This is a genomic window from Mobilisporobacter senegalensis, assembly GCF_003752155.1.
GTDB lineage: Bacteria > Bacillota > Clostridia > Lachnospirales > Lachnospiraceae > Mobilisporobacter > Mobilisporobacter senegalensis.
Map to the genome: position 1 here is coordinate 80,637 of NZ_RJVG01000003.1, position 23,397 is coordinate 104,033.

25 protein-coding genes are annotated in these 23,397 nt (G+C 32.7%); 24 read left to right on the plus strand and 1 reads right to left on the minus strand.

Going from position 1 to position 23,397, the window contains the following annotated elements:
* Positions 1-35 precede the first annotated feature (35 nt).
* The 12 genes from EDD66_RS05715 (at position 36) to EDD66_RS05770 (ending at position 11,651) form a co-directional block, all read left to right on the plus strand.
* Positions 36-1,445 (plus strand): HlyD family efflux transporter periplasmic adaptor subunit, encoded by a 1,410-nt coding sequence (locus EDD66_RS05715; RefSeq protein WP_123608609.1) that lies wholly within the window; start codon positions 36-38, stop codon positions 1,443-1,445.
* 97 nt (positions 1,446-1,542) lie between these two features.
* Positions 1,543-2,235, plus strand: a complete 693-nt coding sequence (locus EDD66_RS05720) for a YggS family pyridoxal phosphate-dependent enzyme (RefSeq protein WP_123608610.1) — start codon at positions 1,543-1,545, stop codon at positions 2,233-2,235.
* Between the two features lie 70 nt (positions 2,236-2,305).
* Positions 2,306-2,890 (plus strand): cell division protein SepF, encoded by a 585-nt coding sequence (gene sepF / locus EDD66_RS05725; protein ID WP_123608611.1) that lies wholly within the window; start codon positions 2,306-2,308, stop codon positions 2,888-2,890.
* A 24-nt stretch (positions 2,891-2,914) separates the two neighbouring features.
* On the plus strand, positions 2,915-3,175 hold the full coding sequence (locus tag EDD66_RS19000) for a YggT family protein (RefSeq protein ID WP_123608612.1): 261 nt from the start codon (positions 2,915-2,917) through the stop codon (positions 3,173-3,175).
* Positions 3,176-3,196: 21 nt separating this feature from the next.
* Entirely contained in the window at positions 3,197-3,958 is a 762-nt protein-coding gene (locus tag EDD66_RS05735) for a YlmH family RNA-binding protein (RefSeq protein ID WP_123608613.1), read from the plus strand.
* An 11-nt stretch (positions 3,959-3,969) separates the two neighbouring features.
* On the plus strand, positions 3,970-4,665 hold the full coding sequence (locus tag EDD66_RS05740; RefSeq protein WP_123608614.1) for a DivIVA domain-containing protein: 696 nt from the start codon (positions 3,970-3,972) through the stop codon (positions 4,663-4,665).
* 26 nt (positions 4,666-4,691) lie between these two features.
* Positions 4,692-5,780 carry a 3-dehydroquinate synthase gene (gene aroB / locus EDD66_RS05745; protein WP_123608615.1) on the plus strand — a complete coding sequence of 363 codons (1,089 nt, stop codon included), beginning with the start codon at positions 4,692-4,694 and terminating at the stop codon, positions 5,778-5,780.
* Positions 5,781-5,871: 91 nt separating this feature from the next.
* On the plus strand, positions 5,872-6,375 hold the full coding sequence (gene lspA, locus EDD66_RS05750) for a signal peptidase II (protein WP_123608616.1): 504 nt from the start codon (positions 5,872-5,874) through the stop codon (positions 6,373-6,375).
* Positions 6,368-7,291, plus strand: coding sequence for an RluA family pseudouridine synthase (locus EDD66_RS05755; RefSeq protein WP_123608617.1), 924 nt, complete (start codon positions 6,368-6,370; stop codon positions 7,289-7,291). The genes lspA and EDD66_RS05755 overlap by 8 nt, the downstream gene beginning before the upstream one ends.
* A gap of 66 nt (positions 7,292-7,357) precedes the next feature.
* Complete coding sequence (locus EDD66_RS05760) at positions 7,358-8,617, plus strand: ATP-binding protein (RefSeq protein ID WP_123608618.1); 1,260 nt, start codon at positions 7,358-7,360, stop codon at positions 8,615-8,617.
* A 202-nt stretch (positions 8,618-8,819) separates the two neighbouring features.
* The gene (locus EDD66_RS05765) at positions 8,820-9,185 is read left to right on the plus strand and encodes a BlaI/MecI/CopY family transcriptional regulator (RefSeq protein ID WP_243115310.1); all 366 of its coding nucleotides are present in this window, start codon (positions 8,820-8,822) and stop codon (positions 9,183-9,185) included.
* 543 nt (positions 9,186-9,728) lie between these two features.
* The gene (locus EDD66_RS05770; RefSeq protein ID WP_123608619.1) at positions 9,729-11,651 is read left to right on the plus strand and encodes an endonuclease MutS2; all 1,923 of its coding nucleotides are present in this window, start codon (positions 9,729-9,731) and stop codon (positions 11,649-11,651) included.
* A gap of 133 nt (positions 11,652-11,784) precedes the next feature.
* Here EDD66_RS05770 and EDD66_RS05775 read toward each other — a convergent pair whose 3' ends face one another.
* The gene (locus tag EDD66_RS05775) at positions 11,785-12,600 is read right to left on the minus strand and encodes a LysM peptidoglycan-binding domain-containing protein (protein WP_123608620.1); all 816 of its coding nucleotides are present in this window, start codon (positions 12,598-12,600) and stop codon (positions 11,785-11,787) included.
* A gap of 506 nt (positions 12,601-13,106) precedes the next feature.
* Between EDD66_RS05775 and EDD66_RS05780 the strand changes: the two genes are divergently transcribed.
* The 12 genes from EDD66_RS05780 (at position 13,107) to EDD66_RS05835 (ending at position 23,355) form a co-directional block, all read left to right on the plus strand.
* A complete protein-coding gene (locus EDD66_RS05780) occupies positions 13,107-13,928 on the plus strand; it encodes a metallophosphoesterase (RefSeq protein ID WP_243115311.1) in 822 nt (273 codons plus the stop codon).
* A gap of 68 nt (positions 13,929-13,996) precedes the next feature.
* Positions 13,997-14,440: a L,D-transpeptidase gene (locus EDD66_RS05785; RefSeq protein ID WP_123608621.1), complete on the plus strand. Its 444-nt coding sequence runs from the start codon at positions 13,997-13,999 to the stop codon at positions 14,438-14,440.
* 58 nt (positions 14,441-14,498) lie between these two features.
* Entirely contained in the window at positions 14,499-14,972 is a 474-nt protein-coding gene (locus EDD66_RS05790; protein ID WP_123608622.1) for a low molecular weight protein-tyrosine-phosphatase, read from the plus strand.
* 214 nt (positions 14,973-15,186) lie between these two features.
* Positions 15,187-15,672: a GNAT family N-acetyltransferase gene (locus EDD66_RS05795; RefSeq protein WP_123608623.1), complete on the plus strand. Its 486-nt coding sequence runs from the start codon at positions 15,187-15,189 to the stop codon at positions 15,670-15,672.
* 69 nt (positions 15,673-15,741) lie between these two features.
* Complete coding sequence (locus EDD66_RS05800) at positions 15,742-16,338, plus strand: type IV toxin-antitoxin system AbiEi family antitoxin domain-containing protein (protein ID WP_123608624.1); 597 nt, start codon at positions 15,742-15,744, stop codon at positions 16,336-16,338.
* Positions 16,339-16,400: 62 nt separating this feature from the next.
* On the plus strand, positions 16,401-17,171 hold the full coding sequence (locus EDD66_RS05805) for an Imm63 family immunity protein (protein ID WP_123608625.1): 771 nt from the start codon (positions 16,401-16,403) through the stop codon (positions 17,169-17,171).
* Positions 17,172-17,268: 97 nt separating this feature from the next.
* Entirely contained in the window at positions 17,269-17,631 is a 363-nt protein-coding gene (locus EDD66_RS05810; RefSeq protein ID WP_123608626.1) for a BlaI/MecI/CopY family transcriptional regulator, read from the plus strand.
* A 1-nt stretch (position 17,632) separates the two neighbouring features.
* A complete protein-coding gene (mreC, locus tag EDD66_RS05815) occupies positions 17,633-19,675 on the plus strand; it encodes a rod shape-determining protein MreC (protein ID WP_123608627.1) in 2,043 nt (680 codons plus the stop codon).
* A gap of 116 nt (positions 19,676-19,791) precedes the next feature.
* Positions 19,792-20,019, plus strand: coding sequence for a hypothetical protein (locus EDD66_RS05820; RefSeq protein ID WP_123608628.1), 228 nt, complete (start codon positions 19,792-19,794; stop codon positions 20,017-20,019).
* 4 nt (positions 20,020-20,023) lie between these two features.
* A complete protein-coding gene (locus EDD66_RS05825; protein WP_123608629.1) occupies positions 20,024-20,308 on the plus strand; it encodes a DALR anticodon-binding domain-containing protein in 285 nt (94 codons plus the stop codon).
* Between the two features lie 529 nt (positions 20,309-20,837).
* Positions 20,838-22,511 (plus strand): 2-oxoacid:acceptor oxidoreductase subunit alpha, encoded by a 1,674-nt coding sequence (locus tag EDD66_RS05830; RefSeq protein WP_123608630.1) that lies wholly within the window; start codon positions 20,838-20,840, stop codon positions 22,509-22,511.
* Positions 22,504-23,355, plus strand: coding sequence for a 2-oxoacid:ferredoxin oxidoreductase subunit beta (locus tag EDD66_RS05835; RefSeq protein ID WP_123608631.1), 852 nt, complete (start codon positions 22,504-22,506; stop codon positions 23,353-23,355). The genes EDD66_RS05830 and EDD66_RS05835 overlap by 8 nt, the downstream gene beginning before the upstream one ends.
* The last annotated feature ends 42 nt before the right edge of the window (positions 23,356-23,397 follow it).

Sequence of the window (23,397 nt, forward strand, 5' to 3'; positions counted from 1 at the left end):
TACGTATTTTCAATTACTTAAGGAGGACTTAAGTTGTGAAGCACAGAAACTATCAATCGAGAAAAGTTGTGAAATATAAAAGACCAGTAAATCTTAATATTGGAGTTATCATATTTGGCATAATTTTTTTATATATAGTAATAAATGTAATTATTTATTTAAATAAAGAGCATTTGTCTATTTATGAAGTGTCAGAGAATAATATTGCTGATGATAATATCTGCAAAGGAATCATTATCAGGGATGAAACTGTCTATAATACTGAAAATGCAGGATATGTAAATTTTTATATTAGAGAAGGTGAACGTGTTGCTAAAAATTCATTAGTATATACCATAGACGAAAGCGGAGAACTTTTTGATACACTTTCAGCCAGCGAAGATATGGACAAGTTGTCAAATGAGGAGAATGATAAGATTAAAAATAGTATTACATCTTTTCAAAAAACATATTCCAATGATACATTTAGTAATGTTTACAATTTGAAATATGATGTGGACAATATTTTATATGAAGCTACAAATTTTAACATGATCAAGAATCTGGATTCAATATCTTCAGACAATTCGTTTTTTCATAAATTTAAAATAAATAAGAGTGGAGTCATTTCATATTCTATTGATTCAATGGAAGGTTTAACTGCTGATGAAGTCAAGAAAGATACCTTTTCCAATGAAGCGTATAAAAGAGTCCAGTTAAGAACCGATGAACTTATTGAAAGGAACAGTCCGGTATTTAAGTTAGTTACAGATGAAAAGTGGTCTATAGTAATTTCTTTAACCAGGGAACAATATTCCCGTATCAAAGAAAAAGACAGAATTAAAGTAACATTTATTAAAAATGATCTGTCTACAGTAGCTAATATTGAATCATATAAAAAGGGAGATTCTTATTTTGCCAGGTTAGATTTAGATAATTATATGATTCGTTTTTTAAACGACAGGTATATTGATATTGAACTAACGATTAATTCAGCATCCGGTCTAAAAATACCAAAAACCTCAATTATTGAGAAAGAATTTTATAAAATACCTATCGATTACTTCACAACTGGTGGAGATTCCAATAAAAATGGACTTATTAAAGAAGTATACAGTGAGAATGGTGAATTAGAATTCAAGTTCTTTCCAACAGAAATTTATTATGAAGACGAAGAATATGGTTATGTAGATACACTGCTCACCCTGGAAGATGGGACGAAATTGGAACAAAATGATTATCTCCATAATGAGAAGAATGGAGAACGTTATCAGATTAGTGAAGTTGCTACTTTAGAAGGAGTTTATAACGTAAATAAAGGTTATGCAGTATTTCGCAGAATTGAGAAAGAATATGAAAATAAAGAATATTGCATTGTTAAGAAGGATACCTTATATGGCCTTTCTGTTTATGATCACATTGTCTTAAATGGGGATATGATTGAAGAACAATCCATTATATATTAAATCATGATAGTACATATTTTTTAGGTATATCGCATCATAGATAAAATATGAATAAAAAGTATAATTATAGTAAGTCTTAGAAAGGAAGTATTTTAGAATGCTAAGGGAGAATTTAGCTCTGGTTGAAGAGAAAATACAAGCAGCATGTAATAGAGCTTTAAGGAATAGAGAGGATGTTACATTAATTGCGGTTAGTAAAACCAAACCTGTCTCAATGATTCAGGAAGTCATTAATCTTGGTATCACTCATTTTGGCGAGAATAAAGTGCAGGAATTGTGTGAAAAGACGGAAGAGATCAAGGAATCATTAAACTGGCATCTTATTGGCCATCTCCAAAGAAATAAAGTTAAGTATATCATTGATAAAGCTTGTTTGATTCATTCTGTAGATTCGTTAAGACTTGCAGTAGCAATCCAGGAAGAGGCTCTGAAAAAGAATGTGATAGTGCCAATTCTCATTGAAGTAAATATTGCAAAAGAAGATACTAAATTTGGAGTAGCAGAAGAAGAAGTTCAGGAATTAGTCTTAGAGATTTCTAAGCTTTCCAATGTAAGAATTAAAGGATTAATGACCATAGCTCCTTTTGTGGAAAACCCGGAAGAAAACAGAGTTTATTTTAGGAAATTAAGACAATTATTAGTTGACATCAAAAGTAAAAACATTGATAATGTTGATATGAAGGTTCTTTCCATGGGCATGACCAATGATTATGAAGTTGCAATTGAAGAAGGAGCAACGATGGTTCGTGTGGGAACCGGAATCTTTGGAGAAAGAAATTATACTATTTAAGATTAAAAGTTTTCGTAAAATATAGTTTAAGAATCATAAGATTGAAAGATAATGGATAGGAGATAAGTATATGGCAAGTATAATAAAGAATTTTTTGGGTTTTATAAAATTAGGCGATGATGATGATGATTATGAAGATTATGTAAGTGAATTCGAAGAAAAAGAGGCAGAAAGATTAGAAAGGCTGCAAGCTGCAGAACTGAAGAAGCAAGAACGTGTAGAAAGAACAGAAAGAAAATATCAAAGACAAGAACTTAATGAAACTGATGAAAAAACACCAATTTCTCCAAAGAAAGAAAGGGGAACACGTATGGAAAGAACATCAACGAATAAGATCATACCTATTCGGAAAACACCATTAGGACTTGAAGTTTGTATTATGAAACCAACATCTTTTGATGATTCACAGGATATCTGTGATGTACTTTTGAACGGAAGAGCTGCCGTTGTTAATTTGGAAGGCTTTGATCCGGGAGAGGCCCAAAGAATCATGGATTTCATCTCTGGCGCTGTATATGCCATCAGCGGTAAATTGCATCAAATTTCAAAATATATCTTTATCTTTTCACCAGATAATGTAGACATCTCCGGTGATTACCTGGATTTAGTGCCTGAAGAAGGTTTTGGAGTACCTACCATTAATAAAGATTTCTAATAGAATTCGAAAGGTTGAGAATTTATGGATATTGTAATAATAAATTCCTTATATATTTTTTGTGTGGTGTTAGAAGGTATATTGTTTTTATATATTCTGTCTACATGGATTAGAATCAGTCCTAAGATTCAGGGGATATTCAACATACTTCTGGATCCTTTACTGGATCCAATCAGATATTTATTGAAGCATTCAATTTTTCAGGTAAGAAATTATGATTTATCACCTATTATTGGATTTCTCGTACTGTCTTACTTGCAGGAATTCTTTTATGCTTTAAGATAATAACAGTTTAGGAGAGTCCATATGCAATTAGACAGGCAAGATGATTTATTTTGTAAGAGATTACTTGAGCTAGCTAATATTTCTTACCAAAAAGGAATCTGTACATATACTGATTTTTTAAATCTTAATGATATAAATCTTTTTTTTAATATAAGATCAGAATTACCGCCAATTCAGACTATACTTTTTGGTGGATACCAGGATTCAGAAAGAAAAATTTTATGTTTTTATGATGAAAACTCTTTTTCTAAACCGGAGTTTCCAATTGATTGTATTTATATAAAACCAATTCATTCAAAATTCAGTGATAATTTAAACCATCGGGATTTTCTTGGAGCCTTAACTCATCTTGGTTTAGACCGTAGTAAATTAGGAGATATCTTAATTGATGAGAACCAATGTTATCTTTTTTGCAATAATCGCATCAGTCAATTTATTGCAGATCAATTAAATATGATCAAGCATACCAATGTATCATGTGAAATTGTAGATTTTAAAGAGGTAAATTATACTCCGAATTTTGTTACTATTACAGGAACAGTCCCATCAATCCGATTAGATGCGATTTTATCTGTTGCATTTAAAACATCAAGAAGCAGCTTAAGCGGCTTGATTTCTGGTGGTAAAGTATATGTGAACTCTAAACTGGTTCTTTCAAACAGCTATATGTTAAAAGAAGGGGATGTAGTATCTCTTAGAGGTCACGGCAAATTTTTATTTAAAGAAATAAACAATCAGACAAAAAAAGGGCGATTTTATATTACCCTTTTAAAATATGCTTAGGAGGAGATATTATGTTGACACCCATAGAAATTCAAGGAAAAGTTTTTAAATCTGGAATTGGATATGACAAAAAAGACGTGGATTCTTTTGTTAGAGAGTTATTACATAATTATGAAGTTCTTTATAAAGAAAATGTAGAGCTTCAAGATAAGATAGCTATTTTAAATGATGGGATTACACATTATAAGACGATTGAGAATACTCTTCAAAAAGCACTTGTATTAGCGGAAAAGGCTGCGGAAGAAACAAAACAGACGGCAAACCAAAAGGCTCATTCTATTGAAAAAGAGGCACATTTGCAAGCTAATTTAATCACAGCAGAAGCCAAAAATGAATTAAATAGAATTCATTTAAAAACAATAGAATTAGTTCAGCAATATAATAGATATAAGATTCAGTTTGAAAAGTTAGCTGAAACACAAATGGAACTTTTAAATTCCAATGGATTTAATATTGATATTGGAAATCTAGACGTAATGCTGGAGAAAGGTATTGCCAATTTAAATGATTATTCAAAGAAAGAATCTGATTTAGTAGAAAAGATGGATAAGGCAATTGATGAAAATGAATTAATGGAAGACACCGTAAGTGAGAAGGAAGAACCAGAAGAAAACAAAGAACTGGATGGTAAGGAATCAAAAGAAAATGATTTCAGGGTAGATCTGGGAGCAGATGATGGTTTTGATTTTTTAGATTTAGAAGATTAGTAAAGTATGACTAAAGGAGAAATTAGATGACTCAGGTTTTAACGGTTAATTATGATGAGAAACCAATATACGACATTCGATTAGAAGACAATTATGACAACTTGCTCCAAATCTTTGACAGAGTGCCTATTTCCAATAGGAAAGTATGTATTGTTACAGATACGAATGTTGGAAAATATTATCTTGATACTGTAAAACAGATATTATATAAGGATGGGGCAAAAGTAGAAACTTTTACATTCCCTGCAGGGGAAGAGAACAAGACACTAAATACTGTAAAAGATTTGTATGAACATTTAATTCTGTCAGGATTTGATCGAAAGGATTTATTAGTTGCACTGGGCGGAGGAGTTGTAGGTGATCTGACTGGATATGCCGCTGCAACGTATCTAAGAGGTATCTCATTTATCCAACTGCCAACGTCACTTCTTTCCATGGTGGATAGCAGCATTGGTGGAAAAACCGGAGTGGATTTTGACTCCTACAAAAATATGGTTGGGGCTTTTCATCAGCCGGGAGGGGTATATATTAATTTAAATACCTTAAAATCTTTAAGTGACAAACAATTTTTCTCCGGTCTTGGAGAGATTATTAAGCATGGCTTAATCAAGGATAGAGAATATTTTGAATGGTTAAAAACCAATCGTTTAAAAATAGAACAGAAAGATATTAAAACTTTGCAAGAAATGGTTTATCGCAGCTGTGTTATTAAAAGGGATGTAGTGGAAAAAGATTTTAGGGAAAGTGGAGAAAGAGCCTTACTTAATTTTGGACATACTATAGGTCATTCCATAGAAAAATTAATGGATTTCCAACTTTTCCACGGAGAATGCGTAGCCATAGGTATGGTTGCGGCTGCCTATCTCTCTTATAAAAGAGGGAATGTGTCTAAAGAAGATTTTGAAGATATCGTTCAAACTATAAAAGGATTTAATCTTCCTTCAAAAATTACAGGTATTTCTAAAGAAGAAATTCTTAGGGTGGCAAAGTCCGATAAAAAAATGAACGCCGGTAAAATTAATTTTATATTATTAGAAGAAATAGGAAAAGCTGTAATTGACAGCAGTGTTACAGATGAAGAGATTCTGGAGACGCTGGATTATATTATTTATTAAAGCAAGTGTAAAAGAAAGCACTTTCACACTTGAAATATGCGCTGGATAAAATCAGGCCAGCTTGATTTTATTTGGCTTTGGAGGACGATTTATGAAAAAATTTCTTGCTTTAATCTGGGTTATTGTTTTAGTGATTATAGATCAATATACAAAATTTCTTGCAAAGACAAATCTTGAGAATCAGGACTCAATTGCTATTATAAAAGGTGTATTTGAATTACATTATCTTGAGAATACGGGCGCAGCATTTGGAATGCTACAGGACCAGATACTATTATTTGTAATTATTACAATTATCACAATACTTATGATCTTATACTTATATTCAAGGATACCATATGAGAAACATTTTACTCCTTTAAGATATATATTAATATTTATTATTGCAGGGGCCATTGGTAATTGTATTGATCGTGTAGTTAACAGATATGTTGTAGATTTCTTATATTTTAAGCTGATTGATTTCCCAATTTTTAATGTGGCTGATTGTTATGTTTCAATATCGGCTGTTTTACTTATAATATTATTCTTGTTTCATTATAAAGAAGAAGACCTGGAATTCTTAAACTTAAAAAAGGTTGATAAACATGAGTGATCAGATTATTGATATATTGGTCGGGGAAGAGAATAATGGACTTAGAATCGATAAGTTCTTATCCATACAGGATATTGATTTATCCCGTTCCTATATTCAAAAACTAATGAAAGAGGAATCAGTCATTGTAAATTCAGTACCTGTAAAAGCCAGTTATAAGGTAACTACAGGAGATATGGTGGTTATTACTGTTCCTGAACCTACAGAAATGAAAATTGAACCTGAAAATATACCGTTAGATATTGTTTATGAAGATATGGATATTATTATAATTAATAAAGCAAAAGGTATGGTCGTCCACCCGGCGGCAGGACATTATTCAGGAACCATAGTAAATGCTCTTCTATATCATTGCAAGGAAGAATTATCCGGGATAAACGGTGTTTTAAGACCTGGTATCGTACATCGAATTGATATGAATACAACAGGTTTAATTGTTGTATGTAAAAATGATAAAGCTCATGCCTTTATAGCTGAGCAGTTAAAAGAACATTCCATTACGAGGCGATATAATGCATTAGTATATAACTCTTTTAAAGAAGAGGAGGGAACTGTGGAGGCTTCTATTGCCAGACATCCTATTGACCGTAAAAAGATGGCGATTACTACACATGGAGGTAAGAGAGCAGTTACTCATTATAAAGTACTTGAAAATTTCAGTTCTAAATATGCATATATTGAATGTACCCTTGAGACCGGCCGTACTCACCAGATTCGCGTGCATATGGCAAGTATTCATCATCCATTACTAGGTGATGATGTTTATGGTGTGGCGAAGGATCCTTTTAAACTGGAGGGACAGGCGTTGCATGCGAGAGTATTGGGATTTATCCATCCAACTACGAAAGAATATATTGAATTTGAAGCACCACTTCCTGAGTATTTTACAGGACTGATATCTAAACTTAGAAAATAAAGTGAACGTGTTACAGCCAGTAGTGATCAAATAAAACTAGTGAATCATATGGAGTTGTAGATTGGAATGAAAAGAAAATTAATTGATAAATTAATTGAATGGAAAGATAAAGGGAAGGATAGCAGATTAAAACCTGTTCTTATTACGGGTTCCAGAGGGGTAGGAAAGACATACCTTTCTTTTGATTTTGGAAAAAGTTTTTTTAAAGATATAATCTATATTAATTTTGAACGTGATAGTAAATTAGCAGCTTTATTTCATGAAAAAGATCCAGATGGAATTCTTGATAATATATCAGAATATTTTCAGAAACCAGTTAGTAAAGATACTACCATATTAATTCTTGATGAAATTGGAATTTGCGACCATGCAATTCAATTTATTGTTCAATTAAAAGATCGTAAAGTACCAGTTAATATAATCGCTACAAGCAGCAAACCATTAGAATATATAGAATATGGGCAGGAATTAAAAAAATGTGTGGAGCAGTTAATTTTATATCCATTTGACTTTGAAGAATATTTATGGGCGACAGGATATGAATGGTATTCAGATATAATCAGGGAACATTATATAAGCAATAAGAAAATTCCAGATATTGTCCATAAAGAACTCCTTGATATTTTTGAACAATATTTGATAGTTGGTGGTATGCCGCGGGCAATTAATGAGTATATTAACACAGAAGCTTTTATTAATATATCAGAACAGCATAACTCCATTTTAGAAGGCTTTTATTCCGATGCAGAAAATCTTATGAATGAAAATTTACATATTAAAGTAAAAAATATATTCGCCACCATGGATATGCAGATATCTAAAAAGAATAAAAAATTCCAATACAAATTAATTCGTAAAGGCGCTACAAAAAATCTGTATATGGATGGGATTGACTTTATGAATGCTTCCAATATGACCATCAAAGTCCAAAAAATTGATTCTGATCAGTTTAAATTATATCTGTGTGATGTAGGTCTGCAATTATCTATGATAAAAAAAGGTTCCATAAAGACAGATCAATTGGAGGCAAGAAAAGGATTGATTGAAAATTATATAGCACAAAATTTAATTTCAGGTCATAGAGAAATTTACTTTTGGGAATCTAATGCCCAGGCGAAAATTGATTTTATAATAAAAGATTGTCTAAATGTAATGCCAATAGAAGTGAGTACTGATAATAATACCCGTTCTAAAAGTTTAAGTATAATTAAGAATACATATGATATTCAGAAAAGTATTAAAATATCTACCAATAATTTTGATTTGAAAAATAATATAAAATATGTACCACTTTATGCAGTCTTTTGCATTAATGAAAATATATAATAATATTCTGATGAAAACAAATGGAAAAATATGTATTGACAATCCCTTTCTATTAATGTAGAATTGATTCGAGAGAGTAATCTACAATGGTAGACTATTCTTTTTGCTTGATAAAAATTATGCGATTTTTCGCTTTATTATATAGATTTATACATTCTACAGCTGTAGTCTTGGCTAATTATATTTATGAGGTGGAACAAAAATGAATGAAATTCATATTCACGAGGGCGAACTTAATATTATGGAACTCTTATGGTCTAATAAAGTACTGGCTGCAAAAGATATTGCGAAAATCATTAAAGAATATATTGGTTGGGAGAAAAATACAACATATACGGTCATTAAACGTTTGATAGATAAAGGTGCGATAAAAAGAGAAAATCCAGGTTTTTTATGTAAAGCAGCCATATCTAAACGAACAATTCAAAATACGGAAACAAACGCATTGATAACAAGGTATTATAATGGTTCTTTAAATAAATTTCTCACAGAGTATCTCAAAAATCAAAGATTGACTGTAAGTGAAATTCTGGAATTAGAGAGGATTATAAGTGAGCAGAAACATTAATAGGTTGACAATTTGATTCTGTCATGTATAATGAAAGAATAAAAAGTGAAATGAGGTAAATGTATGTTAAGTGTATCTGTAATGGAGATTGCAACTAAATAGTTGTAAAAGGGAAAGATTTTTCATGCTATAGGTCTACCCTTTTATGGTCATTTATATTTTAAATGCCCGCTTGTTTCTGCCTTACAGATTGCTTTATTACGTTTCGACTATAGGTCTTATATTATTGTATTATGATGGACTATTTAGAAAGTATGACTGTTTTGGTCATACTTTTTTTATTATCATTTTGGATGAAGTTCAATTATTTCTGACTTATAGAGGAAGCTTATAGACTTTGATTTATTATGGAATTTTATCTGAAAGCCTTTGATTCCAATGAATAGGTCCACGGAAGTAATTTAGCATAAATTATGGCTGAAACTTTCGTGGATTTTTATATCTGGCGATTAAATATGAATTGCAATCTTTTATTAGATTTAAATATCCAGTAAAAATATAAAACGATGAAATATAAAGATGTATTGTGAAAGAGGTATAAAAATGGATTATATTAATGAAATGTTAGAATTTAAAAAGATAAAAGAACAACTGAAAGAATATACAGTGACAATGAAGGCAAAAGATAAATTTGATGAATTAGTACCAATTATGAATGAGAGCGAACTTCGTGGGAAAATGAAAGATACCAGTGAAGCAAGATTATTGCTTGATGCCCAAGGGGCACCACCCTTATCAAAAGTGAATAATATCAGAGAATGTGTCATGAGTGCAAATAGAGGAGAACTTTTATCCATAGATGAATTAGAAAATGTAAAGCAGTTTGCTACCGGATGCAATCGAATTATACGTTACCTTAATAAATGGGAAGAAGGGAATCTTACCATATCAGAATATGGTAAAGGTATGATGGACTTAGAATTAATTAAAGATGAGATCGAACGATGTATACGAAATGGCAGAATAGATGATTATGCATCTAAAGAATTAAAAGAAATCCGCAAGAAAATTGGGACTCAATCGACTAATATTCGATTAAAATTAGAGAATATGTTAAAAAGCAAGAAAGAGTATTTTTCAGAGAGCTTTGTGTCAAATCGTAACGGACATTTTACTCTGCCGGTTAAGAAAGAGTATAAACATCAGGTAAGCGGCAGTGTCATTGATGTATCATCCTCAGGAGCAACCTACTTTATTGAACCAGGCACCGTGGCTAAAATCAAAGAGGAATTAAATGAACTAACGATTATAGAGAGTAATGAAGAACGCAAGATATTATATATGCTGTCTGCCTGTATCAGTGATTTTAGCAGCGATATATTGTTAAATCTTGATTATATCGAAGAGTTGGATTATATTTTCGCAAAAGGGAAATTAAGTGCCCAGATGGAAGGAAGGGAGCCCTCTATTAATACCAATCGGAAGATAAGAATTGTTAATGGGAAACACCCCCTTATCTTAAAGGAAATTTGTATTCCATTAAACATTGAGTTTGGTGATGATGTTCAAGGAATTGTTATTACGGGTCCCAATACCGGAGGTAAAACAGTGGCTTTAAAAACAGTGGGATTATTTTCTGTTATGACCCAGTGCGGTCTTCATATCCCTTGTGATGATGCTGATATTTCTATGAATTCTCAGGTTCTATGTGACATTGGTGACGGTCAGAGCATTTCGGAGAATCTATCTACTTTCTCTGCTCATATTAAAAATGTTATTGAGATCATGAAGACGGTTGATAGGGATTCTTTAGTATTGATGGATGAATTAGGCTCCGGAACAGATCCGGCCGAAGGAAAAGGAATTGCAATTGCAATCTTGGAAGAATTAAAGCTTCGTAATTGTAACTTCATAGCCACTACTCATTACCCGGAAGTGAAAGAATTTGCAGAAAAAACGGATCGTATCATAAATGCAAGAATGGCATTTGACAAGCAAAGTTTAAAACCTTTGTATCAATTAGAACTGGGGGAAGCAGGGGAAAGCTGTGCTTTATATATAGCCAAACGTTTAGGAATGTCAGAAACTATGCTAAGGAGAGCATACGAAGCAACTTATCCTAAATACGATTTTGAAGAGGATAGCAGCCAAGGAAATAGTGCTACTACCAGCAGCCCAATTAATACTAAGAATATCCTTCAGATTCAAAAAATGGAGCACAAACCAAAAGAAGGTAAAAGGTCGGATAAATTCCAGATGGGGGATAGTGTAATGGTGTATCCGGCCAAGAAGTCAGGTATTGTTTTTCAGAAGGCAGACGCCAATGGAAATGTAGGTGTTCAGATTCAAAAGAAAAAAATCTATGTAAATCATAAGAGATTACAATTAATAGCTGCTGCCAAAGATTTGTATCCGGAAAATTATGATTTCTCAATTATATTTGATTCTGTTGAGAATCGAAAAGCATCACATGCAATGAGTAAACATCATGATCCTGATTTAATGATCATTCATGAGAAAGAATGAGTTAAATCTAAGAAATAACGATATTTAATAGTATAATGAAAAGAAAATTTCAGATACAAAAAACAGGTTGTGCAGACTTTCCACAACCTGTTTTTGATATATAGTAGTTCATTCTATTATATATTTTATTTCTTTAATATACGAATACCATGTTGCCAATTTTTATTGCCAGTGGTTTTGACCATAACCATTCATTGGTAGCACTATCATCGAAGTAGAACATGGCGCCTTTTGTAGGATCAGATCCATTTAGGGCAGCTTTTGCCGCTTTTTTAGCAATATCAGTGGCTGGGTTTTTAATTGTTCCATTTAGGACTGGAGTAAATTGATAATATCCGGCAGGAACATGGTTAATGACTTTTGTTATATTTCCAGGCCATTCTTTACTCTGAACTCTGTTTACTACGACGGCACCTACCCCTACCATTGCATCGTAAGGTTGTCCGGAAGCTTCTGCCGTGATCAGTCTGGCTAATAGGTCGAATTGCTTTTGTGTATATGGTATTACAGATTTTGTGGCTGTTTTCTTTGCCTTTGTTGAAGCTTTCGTTGTTTTTGCCGCCGCTTTTTTTACTTTTGGTGCTTTATTTTTGGCAGGCAACAGTAGCTTTTGACCTGGTTCTATTTCATTGTTCCATTTATTATTTGCTTTCCTTAGAGCACCTATACTAATTTTGTGCTTCTTTGCGATCAGGAATAATGTATCCCCTTTTTTCACCTTGTGGGTTTTGGCTTTTACATCTATTACCTGACCAGGATAAACTGTATTCGATTTAAGATTATTATTTGACTTAATTGTTTTTACAGGCGTGTCAAATAAGCGGCCAATCTTATATAAAGAATCGTTCTTTTGTATTGTATAATCTGCAGCGGATGCAGATATTGTACTAAAGGTTACTGATAAGAGAACTCCAAATGCCAGAACTCCTGCTTTATTTAATCTTTTCATAAGTACCTCCTTATGGTTGGCTGTTTAAGTTGTATGCCTTGCCTGTGACCTTATTCTATCTTACATAAATGTTAAAGTATATAATAAATTGTTAACATTTTAGGATTATTTGACTATTAATGTAAAAATATGTTTGGTAATCGGCCTGTAAGGTAACCCCTGCAAAAAGAGAAAAAGCCTTTCATTTAGAGGATTAGAAGGATTTTATCAAGAAATCCGGATTAATAGATAGAGCAAAGAACTTTGTAATAAAAATGTAATATATTATAAATAGATCATAGATAATATACAAATTATGGTATAATATAAACACTTAGCAAGGTATTTTCGAGCTTAGTGAGAATATGTACCTATCCACTTAATGAGGTGTTTTCGAATTTAGTGGATATGGTATAATGATATATAAAATATAAAGACTTAGGGAAGAGACACTGATCAAGATCAGAGGGGAGAGTGATTGCATCCCTGGTCAAAAGGAAGACTTAAGAAAATGGTGGATTGTATTAATGAGTAAAATGAAAAGAAGATTAACAATATTGATTATTATAGTAGTCCTGCTTATCATCTTTTGCTTTTGGCAGAATAATGATATCGTAGTCTCCAAATACCAATTTAATAATACGAAAATAGCAAAGTCCTATAATGGCTTTGTGATTGTTCAAATTTCTGATTTGCACAATAAAGAATTTGGTGCCGGGCAACGACGTCTGTTAAAATGCGTGAAAGAACAATCCCCTGATATTATAGTGATAACAGGGGATCTAATAGATAGTAAACGTACGAATGTTGAGAAAGCTATGAATTTCATAAAAGGTGCAGTTGATATTGCCCCAGTCTATTTTGTCACCGGGAATCATGAATTATGGACCAATGAGTATCTTGTGTTAAAGGAACAGATGAAAAGAGCGGGTGTTATAATATTAAATAATCAAGTACAGGAGATTCAGAATATGAATGGAGATACGATCCATATTATCGGACTTGATGATAATTCTCTATACGATGATACTTTAAAGAATTTGATGGATTCATTAAATGGGGACAGTCTAAATATCCTTTTAGCTCATCAACCCGAGTATTTGTCCAATTATAGCATGAATAATGTCGACCTGGTTTTTTCCGGTCATGCTCATGGTGGGCAGATAAGGCTGCCTTTCATAGGAGGCTTGGTTGCACCTAATCAAGGACTTTTACCAAAATATACAAGTGGAGTATATGTTATGAATGATACCAGTATGATAGTAAGCAGAGGATTGGGAAACAGCATTATTCCGGTAAGAGTATTTAACCGGCCAGAAATTGTTACGGTGAAATTGAATTATAAATAGATGTAAATAAGTACGGTTATGTAAAATATTAATATAATAATATATCGAAACAAAATTGGAGCATTGATATGTTATTTAGTGAACACAATAATTATTATGATGGTTTTTATGATTACGCAGGTAATATTTTTAATCATTCCCAATATACTCAGGCAAACAAGTATACGCAGGTAAATAAATACAGTATAACCATAAATGTGAATAGACATACTCTTATATTATTTGAGAATGGTAAAATAAAAAAGTATTACCCGATTGCAGTTGGAAAACCTTCCACCCCCACCCCCAAAGGAATATTTAAAATTATTAATAAAGCTATAAATCCTGGTGGACCGTTTGGTGTCAGATGGTTAGGATTAAGTGCTCCAAATGGAGACTATGGTATTCGCGGGACGAATAATCCCAGTTCTATAGGCAAAAGTGTTTCAAATGGTTGCATCCGTATGTATAATAATGATATACTTGAAATAAGTAATCTTGTTTCAGTGGGTACAATCGTAAAGATTATTTAGTCTTTAGTTTTACTTTACAAGATTATTGGATCATCAAAAAGAACAGTAGGAGATATGTATGATAAATGTATTATTTGTCTGTCACGGGAACATATGCCGTTCGCCAATGGCAGAATTCGTATTTAGGGATATGGTTAAGAAAAGAGGTCTTGGGGATGCATTCCATATAGCTTCTGCGGCTACCAGTACAGAAGAAATCGGTAATCCTGTCCATCATGGAACCAGAAATAAATTGAAGCAGTATGGAATAGGAGTGGATGGCAAATATGCCATACAATTAAGCAAGAAAGATTATGAAAAATATGATTATCTTATTGGAATGGATCAAAGAAATATTATAAATATGAAGAGGATCCTAAATTCTGATCCCCAAAATAAGATTTTTAGATTTTTAGATATTACAAACAGCCCAAGAGATATTGCAGATCCCTGGTACACAGGTGATTTTGACCGTACATATGATGATGTTGTGGAAGGGTGCGAGGCATTACTGAAACATATAGAAGAGAATAAGAAGGAAAATATTAAATAATTGTAATGGGATAAGATCTTTTAGAGGAAAGAAACTAAGTAAAACACTCTAAAGGATCTTTTTTGTGTCTAAATAAGTAAAAAGTTTCTTTTAAACATGAAAACATTATGTGAAATAATAGGATATTATGGTACAATGTAACAAATAATTTGTATTTACAAGAAATTATTAGTATTTTGGGGTAAACTTTAACCTGCCATAAGGAGGTAAATAGATGAAAACTGAATTATTTGTTGCAACAAGGGATCAATTTAATATAATAAAAGAAATTGTTATTAAGACGATCAGCAGCATTTATCCTAAGTATTATCCAAAGGGAGCAGTTGAATTTTTCCTGGCTCATCATTCCGATAAAAATATTATGGATGCAATTGACAGGCAAGAAGTATATCTATTACGATCAGAGAATTCATATGTGGGAACCGGTGGTATAAAAGAAAATGAAATAAATCGTTTATTTATTCTTCCAGAATATCAAGGAAAAGGCTATGGAACAAAAATGATGGATAAATTAGAAGCCATTATATTAAAAGAATATAATGACATTATATTGGATGCCTCGTTACCTGCTTATGAAATGTATATTAAAAGAGGCTATATACCGATTGATTATCATAAGATCCTGACCCAATATGGTGATTACTTATGTTATCATGTTATGAAACTGGAATTATCACATAGTAAAAAGCCTATAACCTGATTAACATACCATTTACAAGTGTATAACATAATAATAAAATTGTTATACATTAGTTCGAGGAGTGAATATATGGATTACGAAAATATAATAATAGAATTATTGCAAAATCATAATGGTATAGTGAGGACCAAAGATATTGAAGGTGCAGGGATACCAAGACAATACATACCTAATTTTATTCAAGAGGGGATTCTGACCCGTAAGGCACAGGGAGTATACCTGGCTCCAGATACATTTATTGATCAAATGTACTGCATTGGAATTCGCTCTCCCCAAATAGTATTTTCCAATGAAACAGCATTGTATATCCACAAATTGACGGATATAGAACCTCCTATCTATTCAGTGACGGTACCCAGGGGCTATGCAACAAATCGCCTTAGAAAGTCGGGAATTGACGTTTCTACAGTGAAACAGGAACTATACCCAATTGGCATTATAAATGGGAAAACGAAATATGGAAGAGATATTCAGGTTTATGATAGTGAACGTACCATATGTGATATTATAAAGAATCGAAACAAAATGGATAAAGATATGTTTTATATTGCATTAAAGAAATATGCAGTAAGTAAAGATAGAAATTTAAAACTCTTATTTGAATATTCGAAACAATTAGGTATGTCAAATCAGGTACTTCAGTACCTGGAAGGGTTCCTGGTGTAAAGATTGAAGAAATGGTAATAACTTTTAGAATTATAAAATTAATAGAAGGGGAGATGAAATAAGTGATGAATTCGTTTGCTGCCTGCAAAGGTATGCAGGATTTGGTCGACAAAAAGGAAATAGATTTAGAATTAATTCAAAGTTTTGTTGATTCAGGTTATTTGAAACTGTATGCTGCAAATTGCATGCCGAAGGAAATTAATTATTGGATAGACAAAGGTAATCATTATACGATAGAGACTGTATATTATTGTGATAAGTGCGGAAAGTATTATTATGTTGGTTTCTGTTTATACGGGAGACCAATTATTAAGGAAATAACAAAAGAAGATGCCCTTAGACAGGGGAAACAGATGGGTTGGGGGTGCCTTGGGATATATTATGGAGAGAAAATTCAGAAGGCTCAGGACAGTTTTGCAGAATCTGTCATTAGGGAAGCAGAGATACAGTTAAAAAAGACCAATATTTATTATGAGAATGGTCACGCTTACCTGATATCAAAAATATTTGATAATACAACTCATTTTGATATGGAACCACATATTGAAACATATACACATTCCGCAAGATTATATACATATGAGCGGGGTAAATGTATTTACGAATTTCGCTCAAATGATTTAAAAGATGTTGTGTATTATATTTTGTATGATGTGATAACTACCATTGCTCATAGGATCATACAAGGAAAATATACAGATGTAGAAGGCTCTTTACGCTATACAGATGATATACGGAATGAAAATAAACAATTAATTTCCGATGCATTTGAAAATATAAGCGGTATTTATGAAATGTGGTATAAATCAGATAGAACAACACTTAATATGTAAATAAAAAATCCATAATATAGTCCTTGACAAAACAGGTCTATAGTTATAGACTAAAAACAGGTCGATAACTATAGACCTGTTTTTGGGAGGATGACAGATGGAAAATCTAAAATTATGTGACAGTGAATATCGTTTTATGCTTATTGTTTGGGAGAATGCTCCTATTGGTTCCGGCAGCCTGGTAGAGCTGTGTAAAGAAAAACTTGGGTGGAAAAAATCAACCACCTATACAACCATTAAAAAACTCAGCGAAAAAGGCTATATTAAAAATGAAAATGCAATTGTAACCATATTAATTCCAAAAGAAGAGGTTCAGGCGATAGAGACAGATTATTTTGTGGAGCGTACTTTTGAAGGTTCTCTGCCTCAATTTGTTGCAGCATTCTTAGGTGGAAAAAGAATATCCCATAAAGAAGCCCAGGAGATAAAACGGTTGATTGATCTCCATAAGGAGGAGTAATATGGATTTTTTGCAATCTTTATTTTTTAAAATATTTTATATGAGTATCACAGCAAGTTATATTATTCTTGCAATATTGCTGATTCGTATCATGATAAGGAGAGCTCCTAAAAAATTTTCTTATCTATTATGGAGTGTTGTGGGATTCCGTCTGGTATGTCCAGTTTCTTTTTCTTCGATTTTCAGTATCTTTAATCTGAATCTACAATTAAGAAAAACGATGGGAAACAATGGTGAGACGATAAATTATATATCGAATCAGATGGATATGATGGAAGTACCTAAAACAATAACAGGAGCAGCATCTCAAAATGAAGTCATAAACAGCGATTTACTGACAGTACCAACTGTAAATGTCAATCCTATAGAGATGTTAATTTACGGGGCAACACTGGTCTGGATCGCCGGAATAGCAATATTACTTATTTATAGCACAATATCCTATATAAAACTAAAAAAACGTATATCCACCGCAGTTATTTTAAAAGAAAATATATATGAATGTGATAATATACCAACCCCGTTTGTTCTAGGAGTCATAAGACCTAAGATATATATTCCATTCCATTTATGTGAGAATGAAATCAGCTATATCCTGATGCATGAACAGTATCATATAAAACGGATGGACCACATCATAAAACCATTTTCATTCCTTATACTATCCATATATTGGTTCAATCCCCTTGTCTGGATTTCGTATTATTGTATGAATAAGGATATGGAAATGAGTTGTGATGAAAAAGTTTTAAATGATATAGGTATATCTGTAAAGGGTGATTATAGTCAATCATTATTATCTTTTGCAGTAAACCGGAGATTTCCGGATTCAAATCCCCTTGCTTTTGGTGAAATCAATGTAAAAGAAAGAATAAAAAATATACTGGATTTTAAAAAGCCCAGACTCTGGGTTTCCTTGATCATTGGTTCTGTTTGCATGCTTGTTGTGGTTGCCTGTGCAGCAAATCCTTATGAACCAGATAAATCTGCACGGACAGTAGTATCTAATGAAAATCCAGATTATATTAACCAGTTATATGCTTATAGAAATCCGTATATAGGCAATGTATCGGCAAATGGAAAAATATTAAATATTTTAGGAGTTTCAGAAAGACTTGGGAATTTCACCATTGAAATGGAAACTTCAGAAAAACCATATATTCTAAGACTCAATTTTCAGGAAGAAGTAACAGATATAGATACTTTTGACATAGAGATGTCGGGATATGCAACACTGCTCCTTGCTTTAATTGATAATGCAGATGAAATTCAATGGAGTTATCCTTATACCAGAGATGAGTCAATGACAAGGTACACGGTATATTGGAATCAGCAGAATCTTCAGGTAATGGGAATTGATGATATAAAAAGTTATGGCAAATCTGCTGATAAGATCAGGGAGTTAATGGAGTTTATAGATAAAGAGCTAAGTACAATTTCCTATGAGAATAAAATATTGCAGCAAGATAAATATGAACTTGAAAATCTTCGAAATTTATATCAGTTAGATCAAAAATATGCAAGTTATCCTAAAGTAGCAGCAAGAGTTATCAGCAAAGAGACGAATAACTGGTATAATACATTTTTAATTGATAAGGGAACGGAAGATGGACTGGCTGTTGATATGAATGTACTTGCAGGAAACGGACTTGTGGGTATCATAACGGAAGCAGGAAAAAACTATTCCAGAGTACGTTCTATTATAGATGATAGTAGTAATGTAAGTGGAATGTTCTTAAAGACTTCGGATACTTGTATCGTAACAGGCAGTCTGAAATTAATAGACAGTGGCTTAATTCAGGTAAGCCATATTTCAAAAGATGCAGACGTTAAGGATGGTTATGAGATTGTAACTTCTAACATTAGTGATAAATATTTACAGGGTATTCTAATAGGATACATCAGTGATATCACTGTAGATGCTAATAATATGACAAAGTCAGGTTATTTAACGCCGGCAGTAAATTTTAATCGATTGGATACTGTATTAATTATTACTGAATTAAAAGAAAATACAGAAGAATTGAAAGAAATGATGAAATAATGAAAGAGTTTTGCGTATGAAACGTTTTGGCATCATGCTAATTATTATAATACTATGTTTTTTATTACAGAGTACTTTTTTTCAAGCATTGAAATTTAAAAGAACAGGCTGTTATTATGGAAGTAAACCATGATCTATATACTGCAGCAGAGATAGCAGAGGCAGAAGAAGCCGGTAAACCAATTCCTAAAGAGAAACAGACCAGTACAATGTATGAGATATATTTTGCAAGAGAAAAGGGCAAAGGGGCCTATTGTATCTTTCTGAATAAAGAATATTTTACTTTAGAGTCTGTAGAAGTATTGGCAGAAAGTGTAGAATTTACAGAAAAAGCTTTTCAATGAATGAATGGTAAAGAAGCTATTATCGGATAATGTCAGTTATAATCTTATTAAGAATATTGCATCATATCCAGAAAAGATAATTGAAGCAGCAAAACGGTATGAACCATCAATTATTTCAAGATATATTATTAATTTATCCTCGGCGTTTAATAAATTCTATCACGAATGTAACGTTATGAATGCAGAGGTTGAATTGAGAGAATCCCGTTTAATACTTGTTGATTTAACACAAAAGATAATTAAAGATACAATGGGGTTACTTGGAATTGAGTGTCCAGAGGAAATGTGATTCATTAAGCTTGATTCATATAAGAAATTTACAACAGTATAACAATTAAATGTTATTATTATACTGTTGTAAATGGAACTTAAGGATCTTTAGAAGAATTGACTGAGGAATCAGTATAAAATATAATATTCATACTTTATAAAGCATATTATTAACTCATTGGAGCTATTTAATATGCTTTAATTTTATAGTAAGAAGCAGTAAATACAACAGTATAACATATTGATTGCAATGTTATACCATAATTCCGTCATAAGAAAGGCTCGTATAGACATAGTTTATAAATGTCTATAAATCCAAGTATGGAGCTGTTAACTTATTTGCCATGAAAAATAAAATTGTTTTAAAATATTCGATGTTTGTCCAAAAAATTGTTGGAAAATAGAAAGTTAATAAAGATATTTAGGAAAATAGTGTATTTAATGGTAAAATAATCTGATTAATTGGTTGTAAAAAAAACTTAATCAGATTATAATAATAAAATAGAGTAATACAATACAAATAATATTATATAAAAAGGGGGAATTAAATGTACAATATTTTGATTGGAGGAGCGGCAGGTCAAGGTATCGATACAGCAGTAGGTATTTTAGAGAAATTACTTAAGAAATCAGGTTATTTCGTATACACTACAAGAGATTTTATGTCCCGGGTACGTGGAGGTCATAATTTTTCAGTCATTCGATTCGGTGATGAAATCATTACATCCCACATTGATCATTTTGATGGAATTATTGCATTGAATGGTGAAACAATTATATTACATAAAGATAAATTAAATGAGAACGGTTTTATTCTTTGCGATAATAAAATATTAACCGATGAACCAAAAGCGATTAAACTGGATATGGATAAAATGGCACAGGAACTTGGCAATATACGTGTCGCAGGCAGCATTGCAATTGGAGCTGTTCTAAAATTATTTGGAGAAAATCTGGATCATGTGGAAGAGGTAATGAAATCTTCTGTAAAACAGCCATATTTAGAAATAAATATAGAAGCAATCAATCTAGGGTTTGGCAGCGTGGATGAAAGGTTTAAACATATTGATGGAAATTTCAGCAATTGGATCATGTTATCAGGCAGTAAATCATTAGCACTGGGAGCGATTGCAGCTGGTCTTAAATTTTATTCAGCCTATCCTATGTCACCCTCTACAACGATTATGGAATATTTGGCTTCAAAAAGCGTTGATGCCCAGTTGGTAGTGGAACAGGCAGAAGATGAAATCGCAGCCATCAATATGGCAATAGGTGCTTCCTTTGCAGGGGCACGTGCAATGACAGGAACGTCTGGGGGCGGATTTTGCCTAAAAGTTGAAGCATTAGGGTTAGCTGGTATTGCAGAGATTCCTTTAGTAGTGGTAGATGTACAACGCCCCGGACCAGCGACCGGATTACCTACCAGAACAGAACAAAGTGATCTGAAGTTCGTAATATCGGCAGCACAAGGAGAATTTCCAAGAATGGTAATTGCATTAAGAAATCATAAAGATGCATTTTATCAAACAATCAGGGCCTTTTCTATTGCAGAGAAATATCAGATACCTGTCATCATACTAAGTGACCAGTATCTTGGTGATTCTACAGCAAGTGTGGAGCCATTTGATCTGGAATCCATAACGATGGATGAACCAAAGGTATCAGAGGAGGATTATGCTAATTATTTGCGCTACAGATTCACAGAAGATGGCATATCACCCAGACTCATTCCTGGTAAGACAAAGAATTTTGTGGCGGCAGATAGTGACGAACATGATGAAAGAGGCTGGATCACTGAATCAGCTAAAATGCGCGTGGATATGATGGATAAGCGAATGAAGAAGCTGATTAAATTAGAAGAAGAATTATTAGAACCTGATTTTATAGGCGGGGAATCTTGTGAAGTCTTAATAGTTGGCTGGGGTTCAACTTATGGACCAATTGCAGAAGCAATTAGGGTTTTAAACCAAAAAGAAGAAGGAAAATATGGTGCATTAGTCTTTGGAGATATATATCCACTTCCCAAAAAACTGTTGGAAAAAATGGCGTCATCTGCTAAAAAGGTCATTAATGTGGAACAGAATGCAACTGGTCAATTAGCAGGCTTAATCCGGGAGGAGACCGGAATCCAATGTTCCCACAGCATACTTAAATATGATGGAAGACAGATCTCCGGAGAAGAAATCGTAAAAGAACTTCTGGGAGGTGATATGAATGACTAATAATAATTTTCAAAAATATGAAACAGCCTGGTGTCCGGGGTGTGGAAACTTTAGCATTCTGGATTGTCTAAAGACCGCCCTTGAAGAATTAGAAAAAGACCCATACGAAGTGCTGATGGTGGCAGGTATCGGTCAGGCTGCGAAAACACCCCAATATATAAGTGCCAATAGTTTTTGCGGACTCCATGGAAGGTCATTGCCGGCTGCTGTAGCGGCTAAGATCGCAAATGAGAAACTTACTGTAATTGTAAATACTGGCGATGGGGATTCTTATGGTGAAGGGGGAAATCATTTTATACATAATATTCGCAGAAATGTGGATATCACTCATTTTGTCCATGATAACCAGATCTATGGACTGACCAAGGGGCAGGCATCCCCTACCTCAGGAGAAGGTCAGGTGACAGAGGTCCAGACTACCGGTAATATCAATACACCTCTTAATCCGGTACTTATGGCAATTGCAGCCGGAGCAGGGTTTGTGGCAAGAGCCTTTAGCGGTGACAGGGAACACCTTGTACGGATTATGAAACAGGCAATTCTACATAAAGGATATGCTATTGTTGATATTCTGCAACCATGTATCAGCTTTAATAAAGTAAATACATTTACTTATTACAAAAATCGTGTATATCATATTGAAGATGATTACGATCCAACCAATAAAATAATGGCAATTGAAAGAGCCATGGAATTTGATGATAAAATTCCAATTGGGGTTATCTATCAGGAAGAGAAGCAGACATATCATGAGAAGAATAAGGTATTATGTGAAGGAGAACCCTTATTAGACAGAAAAATAGATATGAATGTTATTAAAAAGTTTATTTCTGAATTGAAATAGACCACAAGAAATCCTATATAGGATACTATTTATGATATAATG

Coding starts and splice junctions, on each gene's coding strand:
- EDD66_RS05830 (WP_123608630.1), top strand. CDS start 20,838: ATGTACAATATTTTGATTGGAGGAGCGGCAGGTCAAGGTATCGATACA.
- EDD66_RS05770 (WP_123608619.1), top strand. CDS start 9,729: ATGGATTATATTAATGAAATGTTAGAATTTAAAAAGATAAAAGAACAA.
- EDD66_RS05755 (WP_123608617.1), top strand. CDS start 6,368: ATGAGTGATCAGATTATTGATATATTGGTCGGGGAAGAGAATAATGGA.
- EDD66_RS05775 (WP_123608620.1), bottom strand. CDS start 12,600: ATGAAAAGATTAAATAAAGCAGGAGTTCTGGCATTTGGAGTTCTCTTA.
- EDD66_RS05780 (WP_243115311.1), top strand. CDS start 13,107: ATGAGTAAAATGAAAAGAAGATTAACAATATTGATTATTATAGTAGTC.
- aroB (WP_123608615.1), top strand. CDS start 4,692: ATGACTCAGGTTTTAACGGTTAATTATGATGAGAAACCAATATACGAC.
- EDD66_RS05795 (WP_123608623.1), top strand. CDS start 15,187: ATGAAAACTGAATTATTTGTTGCAACAAGGGATCAATTTAATATAATA.
- EDD66_RS19000 (WP_123608612.1), top strand. CDS start 2,915: ATGGATATTGTAATAATAAATTCCTTATATATTTTTTGTGTGGTGTTA.
- EDD66_RS05810 (WP_123608626.1), top strand. CDS start 17,269: ATGGAAAATCTAAAATTATGTGACAGTGAATATCGTTTTATGCTTATT.
- EDD66_RS05765 (WP_243115310.1), top strand. CDS start 8,820: ATGAATGAAATTCATATTCACGAGGGCGAACTTAATATTATGGAACTC.
- EDD66_RS05735 (WP_123608613.1), top strand. CDS start 3,197: ATGCAATTAGACAGGCAAGATGATTTATTTTGTAAGAGATTACTTGAG.
- EDD66_RS05835 (WP_123608631.1), top strand. CDS start 22,504: ATGACTAATAATAATTTTCAAAAATATGAAACAGCCTGGTGTCCGGGG.
- EDD66_RS05825 (WP_123608629.1), top strand. CDS start 20,024: ATGGTAAAGAAGCTATTATCGGATAATGTCAGTTATAATCTTATTAAG.
- EDD66_RS05800 (WP_123608624.1), top strand. CDS start 15,742: ATGGATTACGAAAATATAATAATAGAATTATTGCAAAATCATAATGGT.
- mreC (WP_123608627.1), top strand. CDS start 17,633: ATGGATTTTTTGCAATCTTTATTTTTTAAAATATTTTATATGAGTATC.
- sepF (WP_123608611.1), top strand. CDS start 2,306: ATGGCAAGTATAATAAAGAATTTTTTGGGTTTTATAAAATTAGGCGAT.
- EDD66_RS05720 (WP_123608610.1), top strand. CDS start 1,543: ATGCTAAGGGAGAATTTAGCTCTGGTTGAAGAGAAAATACAAGCAGCA.
- lspA (WP_123608616.1), top strand. CDS start 5,872: ATGAAAAAATTTCTTGCTTTAATCTGGGTTATTGTTTTAGTGATTATA.
- EDD66_RS05785 (WP_123608621.1), top strand. CDS start 13,997: ATGTTATTTAGTGAACACAATAATTATTATGATGGTTTTTATGATTAC.
- EDD66_RS05820 (WP_123608628.1), top strand. CDS start 19,792: ATGGAAGTAAACCATGATCTATATACTGCAGCAGAGATAGCAGAGGCA.
- EDD66_RS05740 (WP_123608614.1), top strand. CDS start 3,970: ATGTTGACACCCATAGAAATTCAAGGAAAAGTTTTTAAATCTGGAATT.
- EDD66_RS05790 (WP_123608622.1), top strand. CDS start 14,499: ATGATAAATGTATTATTTGTCTGTCACGGGAACATATGCCGTTCGCCA.
- EDD66_RS05760 (WP_123608618.1), top strand. CDS start 7,358: ATGAAAAGAAAATTAATTGATAAATTAATTGAATGGAAAGATAAAGGG.